The organism is Phyllobacterium ifriqiyense, assembly GCF_030817885.1.
Lineage (GTDB): Bacteria > Pseudomonadota > Alphaproteobacteria > Rhizobiales > Rhizobiaceae > Phyllobacterium > Phyllobacterium ifriqiyense.
Window position 1 is genome coordinate 2,856,047 of sequence record NZ_JAUSZT010000003.1, and the last position, 11,728, is coordinate 2,867,774.

Consider the following 11,728-nt stretch of genomic DNA (forward strand, 5'->3'; position numbering starts at 1 on the left):
AACAGCTGTCAATTAATTGTACGCCGGTTCCGTGGTCTCTCGCTTCTTGCCCTCGCGCCAGATCAGATAGGCGCCTGATGCAACGATGATGATGATCCCGACCCATTTAGACGGCGTTGGAAAATCACCGAAAACCAATAAGCCGATGAGAACTGCCATGACAATTTCGAGATATTGGAATGATGCCAGCAGGGAAGCCGGTGCAAGTCGTGAGGCATGTGTGATCAGGAGATGTCCGATTGTGGCTATCAATCCCATCATGAACAGCAAAAACCACGACATGGCATTTCCTGGCATGGCGAATGTCATGTCTTGAATACCCAGAAATGCAGCAGGTATGAGGGCAATCAAAACGGTAATCGTTCCGCCAATCCCGGCATAAAGCTGCATCACAAGCGGCGTATCGACAGTGCCATAGCGGCGATTGAGGATAAGGTAGATTGCAAAGACCGCTGCTGTTCCAAGCGGCAGCAACGATACCCACCCAAACAGCTCCCAGCTTGGCTGTATGACGATCAATGTTCCAATGAAGCCTATTGCCACTGCAACCCGGCGTCGCCAACCAACTTGCTCCTTTAGAATAAGCGCCGACAAGACGGTCAACATCAGTGGCTCAACGAAAAACACCGCCATTGCGTCTGCGAGCGGCATATATTTGACGGCTGCATAAAAGCACAGGCTGCCAATACCCATAAGGAAGCCGCGAAACAGATTTCCCCACAGTTTCACAGGTATCAGGGATTTGAAGCCCGTCATGGGCACAATGATCATCATGGTCAAAATGGTTTGGACAACAAACCTGAAAAGCGTAGCTGTTGCAGGCGGCAGGCTGTCAAAGACCGAAAGCCATTTGGCTATAGCGTCCATCATAGGCAGGAAGAACATGGCGGCAGCCATCGCAGAAACGCCCCGCACCTGTTGTGAGGTCGTATTTTCCATCGCCAATACCTTTCTGAAGAAAGTCCGCTGGTAGGAATTTTGGCATATCTGCTCCACCAGAAAAAGCAATCTCGGCGCCTAAACAATCTCGCGCAATAGCTGCAAAATTTGACTTTTGGGGCCGTAAATGGTGCAACGAGCCCTCCCAAGACTGAAAAAATAAGAAAAACTGGAGAATTCCATGAATTTTCGCTCGAATATCATGACCGAAACGCCTGACATGGACACCATGGGTGGACGGCTGCTACGGGCTCGCGATGCCAAATCCATGAGTGTTTCGCAAGTTGCCGAGCGCATTGGCGTCAAGACCCAGACAATCCTTGCATGGGAGTCGGACCGGTCAGAGCCGCGGGCCAATAGGCTTGTCATGCTTGCCGGGTTTCTCGGTGTTACGCCAACATGGTTGATGCACGGTATTGGTCAGGCCCCTGTGGATACCGCTGAAGATGCGGCGACCATCAATGCCGAAATAAGCATACTCAAGAACCATCATGAAAAACTCGGCAATCGGATTTCCAATCTGGAAGATCGTATAGCAGCGCTCAAAGCAGCGTAAAATATGGGGATTCACCGTTATGTTCAGCGGCGAACCTTGGAACATATGGCGAACGCCCATCGCGTTTAAACCGGAACCATGCAAAGATTAAAAGTGATTCGAAACCATAAAATACTGGCCTGCCATGGATGATACTAACGACCTATTTTCAGCAATCGTGAAGACTGCACGCGAGCGGCAGGAAGCAATAGCACCGGCCCAAAAAACCGAAGCACCTTCACAGGTTGCTGCGGCTTTGCCTGTTACGCCGACCAAGCCAGTTCCGGCTCGCGCTCCTGCGCGTGCCGTTCCGGAAACGAGCGGTAATTATAACGCGTCGGACATTGAGGTTCTCGAAGGTCTGGAGCCGGTTCGGCGTCGCCCCGGCATGTATATCGGTGGCACGGATGAGCGGGCGCTGCATCACCTTTTTGCTGAAGTCATCGACAATTCCATGGATGAGGCCGTTGCCGGTCATGCCAATTTTATTGACATTGATCTGGATGAAAACGGCTATCTGTCAGTAACGGATAATGGTCGTGGTATCCCGGTCGATGCTCACCCGAAGTTCAAGGATAAGTCCGCCCTCGAAGTCATCATGACGACATTGCATGCGGGCGGTAAGTTTGATTCCAAAGTCTATGAAACATCCGGCGGTCTGCATGGTGTCGGTGTATCAGTGGTCAACGCGCTTTCCGACCATCTTGAGGTAGAAGTTGCGCGAAATCGACGCCTTTATCGCCAACGTTTCTCACGCGGCATAGCGCTTGGCCCGCTTGAAGAAGTGGGTGAGGTGCAAAACCGTCGTGGCACGCGCATAACTTTCCATCCGGATGCAGAAATCTTCGGGCAGGAAGCAAAGTTCGATCCCGCGCGCCTGTACAAGATGGCCCGTTCCAAGGCTTATTTGTTTGGCGGCGTTGAGATTCGTTGGAGTTGCGCTCCCTCGCTGCTCGATCCCAAGGATCCGACACCGGACAAAGCAGTTTTCCATTTTCCCGGAGGTCTGAAAGAATATCTGGCTGCTTCGCTGGGCAAGGATTTTCAAGTTACCCGCGAAATGTTTGCCGGTAAGACGGAAAAATCCGGCGGGCATGGATCAATGGAATGGGCGGTTGCCTGGTATGGCGGCGATGGGTTCGTCAACTCCTATTGCAACACCATTCCCACAGGCGAAGGTGGAACTCATGAAGCGGGACTCCGCATCGCCCTCACCCGTGGGTTGAAAGCCTATGCGGAACTGACGAACAACAAGCGGGCATCGATCATCACTACGGACGACGTGATGATTTCATCTGCTGCCATGCTTTCCGTCTTTATTCGCGAACCTGAATTTGTCGGCCAAACCAAGGATAAGCTTGCAACGGTGGAAGCACAGCGCCTTGTTGAAAACGCCATTCGCGACCCGTTCGACCATTGGCTTGCTGCATCGCCGCAAGAAGCATCGAAACTGCTCGATTGGGTGGTGGACCGCGCGGAAGAGCGGGTAAAACGCCGTCAGGAAAAAGAGGTCAACCGTAAATCAGCGGTGAAAAAACTGCGTCTGCCGGGCAAACTGGCTGATTGCAGTCAAACCGGAGCGCTCGGTGCAGAACTCTTTATCGTTGAGGGTGATTCCGCTGGCGGTTCCGCAAAGCAGGCGCGGGATCGTGCGACGCAGGCTGTTCTGCCGTTGCGCGGCAAGATTTTGAATGTTGTCAGCGCCGGCCGGGAAAAAATGACGGCCAACCAGCAGATTAGCGATCTTATACAAGCGCTTGGCTGCGGTACCCGGTCAAAATATCGCGATGAAGATCTGCGCTATGATCGCATCATCATCATGACCGATGCTGACGTTGACGGCGCTCATATCGCATCGCTCTTGATCACATTCTTTTATCAGGAAATGCCCGACCTTATCCGCAATGGCCATTTGTTCCTTGGCGTCCCGCCACTTTACCGCATCGCTCAAGGCGGAACAGTGGCCTATGCGCGCAACGACGCGCATAAGGACGAGTTGATGAAGACGCTTTTCACGGGTCGTGGAAAGATCGAAATCGGCCGGTTCAAGGGACTGGGCGAGATGCGCGCCGATCAGCTCAAAGAAACCACGATGGATCGCAAGAAGCGCACGCTGCTTCGCGTTCAGATTGATGAAGAGTGGGCCAATGAAACGCGCCTTGCAGTCGACGATCTGATGGGAACGCGTCCTGACGCGCGCTTCCGGTTCATTCAGGATCGCGCTGCCTTTGTTGAAGAGCTGGATATTTAGAACAAGGTGGCATGAGCTTCATGCGTAGTTCGCCCTTCGACAAGCTCAGGATTGCTTACCATGAGGAAGGTGGCTGGGCTGCATAGATAGCTATGAGTTAGCAGAACTACTCCCTGCAAACCTCAACCTTCCTCACGGTGAGCTTGTCGAAGCACACAGAACAGTCTTAGCCAAGTCGAATAATCTAACCTATCGATGCTCTAAACGCCGTCCATTGGCGGCGCAGAGGTGAGATTTCTGCGATCTCGGTCGACGCATCGAAACCCTTTGCTTTCAACCGCTTCAAGTAGACCGGCGTCAGCCAAACGGGCAGATAAGCGGGGCGCAAAGATTTCGGCAATCCTTTAGAACCTGCCTGAAATTTGGAAAAATGATCCTCAGCCAGCGCGATCATGGCCGCGACAGCACGCTCGGTCGCTTGCCGGTCAGTGCCATCCAGCAGGACCTGCGAGGTACACCCCACAGCGCTAAGTACATCAGCAGGTATATAAACTTGGCCGCGACGGCGGTGTAACGGCAAACTCCGCAAAAGTCCTGTGATGGCTTGGGCAACACCGGCATGTCCTGCAAGATCGGCATGCTTTGCCGCCTGCTCCGTGTCAAGGATCAGCGATGCAAGCTGGATCATGGCTGAAGCCGTTTCTCCGCAATAACCTTCCAGATCATTTCGGCTCGGCATGGGATCATCGTAAAAGTCAAAAATCCGCGCTTCGCAATAATTGTCGAAAGCCGCATGGGGCAGATTGTATGTTTGAATAGTATCCACAAGGGCGGCGGCAACCGGGTTACCTGCTGCTGCACCATGCTCTGTGCCATTGATCAGATCGCGCCACCATTGCAGCCGCACTTCGCCCGGCAAAGGATCGTGAATCAAATCGCGAATCCGCGCGATTTCGACATTAAACGCGTAAAGAGCCGCTAAAGCGCCCCGCTTGACTTCCGGTGCATATAAGACAGACAGATAGCGATCAGGATCGGCGTCCCGCAGCAACTGGATGCAGTGAGTTTCATTGACATTCATGGGGTGAGATATAGCCGGACCGGAGAATTAATCCACCGCAAACAACGCCGCAGCCACGGCGCGGTTTTCAGCCAAGAGCACATTATAGGTACGCACCGCCGCGCCGGTGCTCATCGGATCGGATGAAATACGGTGCTTGCGCAATATTTCCCGCAACTCTTCCGGCAAACGGCGCAGTTCTGTACCAGTGCCGACCAGCAGGATTTCAATTTCCGCAGATTGTTCGAGAACTAGGGCCAAATCAGTCGCAGTCGGTACGGGCGGTGTTTTTGGCTCCCAGCCATGTATCCCGGAAGGAAGGCACAGGATCGAGCCGCGATGTGACATATCGGCAAACCGAAAACCGCCATTGCCATAAGCGTCAATGGGTGCGCGCCCTGGAAAATGCGCATCCCTAATCTCTATGCCTTTTGCCACTTTTAAATCCTGCTTTCGTCGGTAATTGGCGCAGGATGCTGCTCATCCATGACGTCGCGGCCCTTCAGCCCGAAGAGCATCAATAGCGGGCCAGCAACGAAGATCGAGGAGTATGTCGCAACAATAATGCCCACACCGATGGTCAACGCGAAGGAACGCACGTCATCGCCGCCATAGAGGTAAAGCACAATGAGGGCCAGAAAGGTCGCCAGAGACGTGAGAATGGTACGTGATAGCGTTTGATTAATAGACGCATCCAATATGCTGGACAGCGAAACATTGCTGCCATATTTGCGCAAATTCTCGCGTACCCGATCATAAATGACCACTGTATCGTTCAGCGAATAGCCAACAATCGCCAGCAAGGCGGCAATGCTCCAGAGATTGAATTCCATCTTGAAGACAATGAACATCAAAAGCAGAAGCAGCACATCGTGGATCGTTGCGAGAATAGCACCGAGAGCAAAGTGCCACTCAAATCGGAACCAGACATAGGCAAAGATCAAGACGAGGCAAAGGCCCACAGCCAAAATGCCTGCTTGAGACAATTCCGATGATACGGACGGCCCAATGACGTCTACCCGTGGAAGATTATACTCGTCCTGAAACTCGCCGCGGATTTTGACGCCCACGGTCTGTTCCGCATCTTCGCCCTCGCCCTGACTTCCCACAGTAATCAACGCCCGGTCGTCGGATTTGAAGCGTTCGATCTTCACGTCACCGATATTGAGTTCATCGAGGCGGCTGTAGACGTCATCAAGATCGATTGCACCTTCCGACGATTGCATTTCGACCATCGTTCCACCCTTGAAATCAATGCCGAAATTCATCCCGATGATCAGGAAAAGCGCAATCGCTGCAATGCTTGAAAGGGCGGAAAAGCCCAGCGTCAAACTCCGCAGCTTCATGAAGGCGATCTTGGTATTGTAAGGAACAAGCTTGAGCAGCGCGCCAGGTACTTCTTTTGGCTTGGAGCGTTGCACCCAAACCGAAACAAGCAATCGGGTCAAAGTGAACGTGGTGAACAATGTCGTGACAATGCCGATAGTAACCGTCAGCGCAAATCCATGCACGGGGCCGCTGCCAAGTGTGAAGAGGACCAGAGCTGCGATCAATGTCGTGACATTGGCATCGACAATAGTCGCAAGAGCACGGGCGAAGCCCGAATCTATAGCCTGGATAACCGAGAAACCAGCCCGCCTGTCCTCGCGAATACGCTCATAAATAAGTACATTGGAATCGACAGCCATTCCGATGGTGAGAACGATACCGGCAACGCCGGCAAGCGTGAGCGGCGCACCGAACAATGTCAGGACGGCCAAGATGAGAATGACGTTCACAACCAGAGCAATGCTGGCGATCACACCCAGCAACCCATAAGTCAAAAGCATGAACAGGATAACCAATGCTGCGCCAACAAGGGCAGCGATTTTCCCGTAGGAGACGGAGGCAGCACCAAGGTCAGTACCCACGGTGCGCTCTTCAATGACAGTTACACTGGCAGGCAGCGAACCGGCGCGCATGACGAGTGCGAGATTGCTGGCACCTGAAAGATCGAAATTTCCGGCAATTTGCCCCGTATTTCCGGGTATCGCTTCCTGAATAACAGGAGCCGAGAGAACCTGATTATCGAGAACAATGGCGAATGACTGTCCGATACCGGCTTTTGTCGCCTTGGAGAAGCGATCCGCACCGACACTGTCGAGGTGGAATGTAATCACCGGCTGCTGCGTGGCCGTGTCAATTCCCGCTTGTGCATCGACAAAATTCTCGTTGGTAACGAGCGGCTCTTTTTTGACGAGATAGGCAACAGGCGGATCGTCAAAAGAGTAGACTACCTCATCGCCTTCGGGCGGCGTGCCGTCTATCGCCTGCTGCACCGGCACGGAAGAATCGACCATGCGGAAACTTAATTCGCCTGTGAGACTTAGAATGTCCTTGAGTAGCTGGGAATCGTAAAGACCAGGCACTTCAATCAACACCCGGCCATTGCGTTCAGTCACAACATGCGGGTTGGCGTAGCCAAGCTCGCTGAGACGGCGCGTAAGAACTGCAACGGTGGCATCGGTATCAGGCAGATGTTCTTTATCCACCTGCAGGCGCATGCGTGAGCCGCCTTCAAGATCAAGCCCGAGAGCAAGCTGTTTCTTGGGTAGCCAGTCCGGCAAACTGTCCAGCTGGCTCTGCGTAAAGGCATTGGGAAGCGAAAGTATCAGTCCGGCAAGGACCACAGTCCAGATGAGAACAGTCTTCCAGCGGCTAAAGTAAAGCATACGGTCGCAACCTCAAGAATCAGAAGGGCGGCTCCAGGGCCGCCCATCACTTAAGCTTTATTTCTTGTTGTCGGCAACCGGTTCGCCTTTAACGCGAACATCTGCAACCATGCCACGAAGAACACGAGCCTTTACGCCATCACCGATTTCAACGTCGAGCTCACCAGTGTCTTCATAAACTTTCGTAACCTTGGCGATAAAACCACCACCGGTAATAATGGTGTCGCCGCGGCGAATATTCTTCAGCTGCTCTTCACGCTTCTTCGCGGCTGTACGCTGCGGGCGGATGATCAGGAAATACATGATCACGAAGATCAAAATGAAGGGAAGAATGCTCATCAGCATTTCCGGAGCGCCACCGGCACCCGTTGCCTGTGCATATGCGGGAGTTACGAACATAGAACCTCCAGATAGATCAAATTTGAAACAGTCAGAACCAGCGCAATACAATGTTTAAGCTGGCAAAAGCAACAGTACAAAACCACCACGACTGCTTTTCCATTATCAGTCAACATGATAGTGACGTTCAAACTGAAGAATGTAAGGGCATGTCTGGTATGATTGAGGAATTGCTGAGCGAAAAACTTGACCGTTTGATTGCTGTGCTAGAGCGCATGGCGCCGCCAACCCCGCAGCCTGTCAATCTGGAAATTGCCGATTGTTTTGTATGGAACCCTTCCCGTCTCGGTTTCGATCCCGTCAATAAGGTCAATCGCGTCGACATTTCCTTGATCAGAGGTGTCGATACAGTCCGCGACATTCTCTTTGATAATACCAAACGGTTTGCCGATGGCATGCAGGCAAATAATGTTCTGCTTTGGGGTGCGCGCGGCATGGGCAAGTCTTCGCTTGTGAAAGCCGTGCACGCTTCGGTAAATGTTGAAGCTCCGGCCGCCGCTCACCCGCTCAAACTCATTGAAATTCACCGCGAAGACATTGATAGCCTGCCAGCCTTGATGGGCATCATCAAGAATACGCCCTACCTGTTTATCCTGTTCTGCGATGATCTTTCTTTCGACCATGATGATACGTCGTACAAATCATTGAAAGCCGCGCTCGAGGGCGGTGTCGAAGGCCGCCCGGACAATGTGATTTTTTATGCGACATCGAACCGCCGCCATCTGCTCCCGCGGGATATGATCGAGAACGAGCGTTCAACAGCCATCAATCCATCGGAAGCCGTAGAAGAAAAGGTGTCTCTATCGGACCGCTTTGGCCTTTGGCTTGGATTTCACAAGTGTAGCCAAGATGATTATCTTGCAATGATCGACGGCTACGCCGCACATTTTGATCTGGCTATGAAAAAAGATCAGCTTCATGCGCAGGCACTTGAATGGTCAACCACGCGTGGCGCGCGCTCCGGTCGCGTTGCGTGGCAGTTCATACAGGATCTTGCCGGGCGTCTTGGTAAGAAGCTTTAAAATAAAAAAAGCCCATATCGAAACAATACGGGCTTTTTTGGAAATCAATGAACTAACTAGAGTTCGAGATATTTTGTAGGATCGACAGGCGTCGAATTCTTGCGAACTTCGAAGTGAAGCTTCGGCGTTGTGGCATTGCCAGTCATACCGGATGCGCCCAGTTCTTCGCCACGCTTGACCTTCTGGCCGCGCTGAACGTTCAGCTTGCTCGCATTGCCGTAAACGGTGACCAAGCCATTATCATGGCGGACCAGAACCGTATTGCCGAATTCCTTCAGTCCATCGCCCGAATAGATCACGACACCGCTTTCGGCGGCCTTGATTGGGGTGCCTTCCGGAACCGAAATGTCTATGCCGTCGCTACCTTTGCCGTAATTGGCGACAACGCGGCCCCGTACAGGCCAGCGCAATTGCGATGCACCCGAAGCCGATGGAATTGATGCGACTTCCTTCTCCGCTTCACCCGCAGCCTTTTCACTCGCTTGCGGCGGGGTATAGGGCTTGGCTTCCGATCCGGCGGCGGCTGTAGCAGGCGCAGGAGCAGCAGGTGCGCTTGCAACAACCTTAGGCTGTTCGACAGGCGGAGTAGCAGCAGTTTTCACCTGGTCAGTGCCGCCCTTGGGCTTCATCGTATTGGCAACATTTTGTGCCAGCGATGAATTGGATGGCGGAATGATCAGCGATTGCCCGAGACGGACTGTTCCGTCCTGCATATTATTGGCTTGCTTGATCGCATCGACATTCGCGCCTGTCTTGCGCGAAATGGCATGAAGCGTATCGCCGGATTGAACCTTATAGGTGCCGCTTGCCGTTGAAGTCGTGATGGGTTTTGCTGCGGCCTGCGCGGGCGCAGTAGCGGCAGGCATTCTGGCTTCGCGTCCATCTGGTGTCTTCAAAGTTGCAGACCCTGCGGGCGCTGTCTGCATGGGTGCCGCCATGGCGACCTGCTGCTGACGTGCTGGCGCATTGTTCGCAACGGGAGCGAGAGCCGGGCGCGAAGGCTGCGAGGAAACCGGAGGCAATGAAGAAGCGCTTTGGCTGCCAACGGGCGGCAGACTACCGCGCTGAACACCGCCCGATGAGCGGATCGGCGCATTATTGACCGAAGCAGTATAGGTTGAATCGACCGGCGCCACCGAACCACTGTTCTGGGTCTGCATGATCGATCTCTGGTTATCACTGTAACCAGAGCTGAAATCTGCACTGGAGAAACGTGACACCCCGGAGCTGCAACCGGCAGCAATGCCGGCAACTGTGAGAATGGCGGCATTGAGAGCCAACCGCCGTGACGCTTTGTCTAGTGTACTCAAACGCATCGCTTAATCCCGTCCGTACTCATACAAGAATATTAGACGCATTAGATCGCGTTAATGTTACCCGACCGTTAAAACTTTCGAAAATTTGCAAAAAATTCACCAAGCTCGTAAACGCTTGGCTCGGCCGCAGTCAGGTTAAAGCGCCGAGGAAACCCCTTCGGCCAAGGGCAGGAACCTTACGCGCATCAACTCCTGCTGGTCAAAACGGCTGCCAATCTTTGTTAGACGTGCAACTGTCTGCTCCCCGTCAACAGGGCCGATAGGCGCCACCAGAATACCGTTGGAGGAAAGGAGATCGACAAAATGCCTTGGCATAGCGTCGAACGCAGACCAGACGATGATCCGGTCAAAGGGGCCATCGCTTGCGAGCCCCAACCGCCCATCTGCATGTTTGATAATACAGTTTTCAATTTTCAAAGCCTGAAGACGCTGCTGCGCAAGCTCAACCAGTGTGCGATAGCGTTCAAGTGATAGGACACGTCCTGAAAGCCGGGCCATGACTGCGGCGGTAAAACCGGAACCCGTTCCAATTTCCAAAACCCGGTGCGATGGTTCCAGCTCGAGCGCCTTGATCAACTGAGCCTGGAGGTCCAGGCCTTCAATGAATTCTCCGCACTCAATAGGCAATACACCCTTACTATAAGCGACATTGCCAAGGTTACCGCTCACGAAACTCATGCGAGGCGTGGCTTCAAGAGCGCTCATCAATCTCTGGTCGCTTAGGCCCAACCTGCGCATACGCAGCACAAAAGCCGCAAAACCTTCACGCTCGGACATGGCCGGTTTCATATAAATGTTTCCTCAAGAACGGCTCGCATCTCATGCGCGGTCAGATCAAGCTGCAATGGCGTTATGGAAATGTAGTTGTTGCGGATCGCAGCGACATCGCTGTTTTCGGCAGGCACATCCTTACCCCGTCCATATCGAAGCCAGTAATAGGGCAAACCGCGTCCATCGTGACGCTCTTCAATCGTCAACCCGTGCGAAAGCTTTCCCTGTACCGTCACGCGGGTGCCTGCGATCTCGGAAGCCTGGCAACTGGGGAAATTGATGTTGACGAGAACGCCCTTGCTCAATTCAACACCAAGCACTTTTCGAAGCACATCCGGAGCGCGCTCTTCCACAATCTCCCATGGCAGGACGCGAGCGCCACCGTTGAGATTATACTCTTGTGATAAAGCGATGGATTTGATCCCCAGCAACGTGCCTTCAATGGCTGCGGCGATCGTACCCGAATAAGTTACGTCATCTGCAGTATTTGATCCGGAGTTGACGCCGGAAAGCACAAGATCTGGTGGCTCGGGCATCACATGCTTGACGCCCATGATGACGCAATCGGTCGGCGTGCCGCTCACTGCAAAATGGCGGTCATCAATCTTACGCAGCCGTAATGGGTTGGAAAGCGTCAGCGAGTGAGCAAGTCCACTCTGGTCCGTCTCAGGCGCAATGACCCAAACATCGTCAGAAAGCTGGCGGGCGACACGTTCAAGAACACTCAGACCTTCCGCATGAATTCCGTCATCGTTGGTCAAGAGAATCCGCATCGCCCTACCCC

The 11,728-nt window shown here is 53.2% G+C and carries 11 protein-coding genes; 3 read left to right on the top strand and 8 right to left on the bottom strand.

Annotated elements, in window-relative coordinates; all coding sequences use genetic code 11:
- Window positions 1-12: 12 nt before the first annotated feature.
- Window positions 13-939 carry a DMT family transporter gene (locus tag QFZ34_RS21585; RefSeq protein WP_115052935.1) on the bottom strand — a complete coding sequence of 309 codons (927 nt, stop codon included), beginning with the start codon at window positions 937-939 and terminating at the stop codon, window positions 13-15.
- A 181-nt stretch (window positions 940-1,120) separates the two neighbouring features.
- Here QFZ34_RS21585 and QFZ34_RS21590 point away from each other — a divergent pair, with 181 nt between their 5' ends.
- Both QFZ34_RS21590 and parE read left to right on the top strand, forming a co-directional pair.
- The gene (locus tag QFZ34_RS21590; protein ID WP_115052934.1) at window positions 1,121-1,495 is read left to right on the top strand and encodes a helix-turn-helix domain-containing protein; all 375 of its coding nucleotides are present in this window, start codon (window positions 1,121-1,123) and stop codon (window positions 1,493-1,495) included.
- A 124-nt stretch (window positions 1,496-1,619) separates the two neighbouring features.
- A complete protein-coding gene (gene parE / locus QFZ34_RS21595) occupies window positions 1,620-3,725 on the top strand; it encodes a DNA topoisomerase IV subunit B (RefSeq protein ID WP_307285395.1) in 2,106 nt (701 codons plus the stop codon).
- Window positions 3,726-3,909: 184 nt separating this feature from the next.
- Here parE and QFZ34_RS21600 read toward each other — a convergent pair whose 3' ends face one another.
- The 4 genes from QFZ34_RS21600 to yajC are packed head-to-tail and all read right to left on the bottom strand — an operon-like array spanning window position 3,910 to window position 7,835.
- Window positions 3,910-4,746 carry a phytoene/squalene synthase family protein gene (locus QFZ34_RS21600; RefSeq protein WP_115052932.1) on the bottom strand — a complete coding sequence of 279 codons (837 nt, stop codon included), beginning with the start codon at window positions 4,744-4,746 and terminating at the stop codon, window positions 3,910-3,912.
- Between the two features lie 27 nt (window positions 4,747-4,773).
- Window positions 4,774-5,163 (bottom strand): Mth938-like domain-containing protein, encoded by a 390-nt coding sequence (locus tag QFZ34_RS21605; protein ID WP_115052931.1) that lies wholly within the window; start codon window positions 5,161-5,163, stop codon window positions 4,774-4,776.
- Between the two features lie 2 nt (window positions 5,164-5,165).
- Window positions 5,166-7,436 (bottom strand): protein translocase subunit SecD, encoded by a 2,271-nt coding sequence (secD, locus tag QFZ34_RS21610; RefSeq protein WP_307285405.1) that lies wholly within the window; start codon window positions 7,434-7,436, stop codon window positions 5,166-5,168.
- A 57-nt stretch (window positions 7,437-7,493) separates the two neighbouring features.
- Entirely contained in the window at window positions 7,494-7,835 is a 342-nt protein-coding gene (gene yajC / locus QFZ34_RS21615; RefSeq protein WP_106663125.1) for a preprotein translocase subunit YajC, read from the bottom strand.
- A 158-nt stretch (window positions 7,836-7,993) separates the two neighbouring features.
- Here yajC and QFZ34_RS21620 point away from each other — a divergent pair, with 158 nt between their 5' ends.
- Complete coding sequence (locus tag QFZ34_RS21620; protein WP_370878868.1) at window positions 7,994-8,857, top strand: ATP-binding protein; 864 nt, start codon at window positions 7,994-7,996, stop codon at window positions 8,855-8,857.
- A 56-nt stretch (window positions 8,858-8,913) separates the two neighbouring features.
- Here QFZ34_RS21620 and QFZ34_RS21625 read toward each other — a convergent pair whose 3' ends face one another.
- The 3 genes from QFZ34_RS21625 to surE all read right to left on the bottom strand — a co-directional run bounded on the left by QFZ34_RS21625 (window position 8,914) and on the right by surE (window position 11,717).
- A complete protein-coding gene (locus tag QFZ34_RS21625) occupies window positions 8,914-10,173 on the bottom strand; it encodes a M23 family metallopeptidase (protein ID WP_307285416.1) in 1,260 nt (419 codons plus the stop codon).
- A 135-nt stretch (window positions 10,174-10,308) separates the two neighbouring features.
- Window positions 10,309-10,962 carry a protein-L-isoaspartate(D-aspartate) O-methyltransferase gene (locus QFZ34_RS21630; RefSeq protein WP_115052927.1) on the bottom strand — a complete coding sequence of 218 codons (654 nt, stop codon included), beginning with the start codon at window positions 10,960-10,962 and terminating at the stop codon, window positions 10,309-10,311.
- Window positions 10,959-11,717: a 5'/3'-nucleotidase SurE gene (gene surE / locus QFZ34_RS21635; RefSeq protein ID WP_115052926.1), complete on the bottom strand. Its 759-nt coding sequence runs from the start codon at window positions 11,715-11,717 to the stop codon at window positions 10,959-10,961. Before surE ends, QFZ34_RS21630 begins: the two co-directional genes overlap by 4 nt.
- Window positions 11,718-11,728 lie beyond the last annotated feature (11 nt).

Coding starts and splice junctions, on each gene's coding strand:
- QFZ34_RS21625 (WP_307285416.1), bottom strand. CDS start 10,173: ATGCGTTTGAGTACACTAGACAAAGCGTCACGGCGGTTGGCTCTCAAT.
- QFZ34_RS21585 (WP_115052935.1), bottom strand. CDS start 939: ATGGAAAATACGACCTCACAACAGGTGCGGGGCGTTTCTGCGATGGCT.
- QFZ34_RS21620 (WP_370878868.1), top strand. CDS start 7,994: ATGATTGAGGAATTGCTGAGCGAAAAACTTGACCGTTTGATTGCTGTG.
- surE (WP_115052926.1), bottom strand. CDS start 11,717: ATGCGGATTCTCTTGACCAACGATGACGGAATTCATGCGGAAGGTCTG.
- parE (WP_307285395.1), top strand. CDS start 1,620: ATGGATGATACTAACGACCTATTTTCAGCAATCGTGAAGACTGCACGC.
- QFZ34_RS21630 (WP_115052927.1), bottom strand. CDS start 10,962: ATGAAACCGGCCATGTCCGAGCGTGAAGGTTTTGCGGCTTTTGTGCTG.
- yajC (WP_106663125.1), bottom strand. CDS start 7,835: ATGTTCGTAACTCCCGCATATGCACAGGCAACGGGTGCCGGTGGCGCT.
- QFZ34_RS21590 (WP_115052934.1), top strand. CDS start 1,121: ATGAATTTTCGCTCGAATATCATGACCGAAACGCCTGACATGGACACC.
- secD (WP_307285405.1), bottom strand. CDS start 7,436: ATGCTTTACTTTAGCCGCTGGAAGACTGTTCTCATCTGGACTGTGGTC.
- QFZ34_RS21600 (WP_115052932.1), bottom strand. CDS start 4,746: ATGAATGTCAATGAAACTCACTGCATCCAGTTGCTGCGGGACGCCGAT.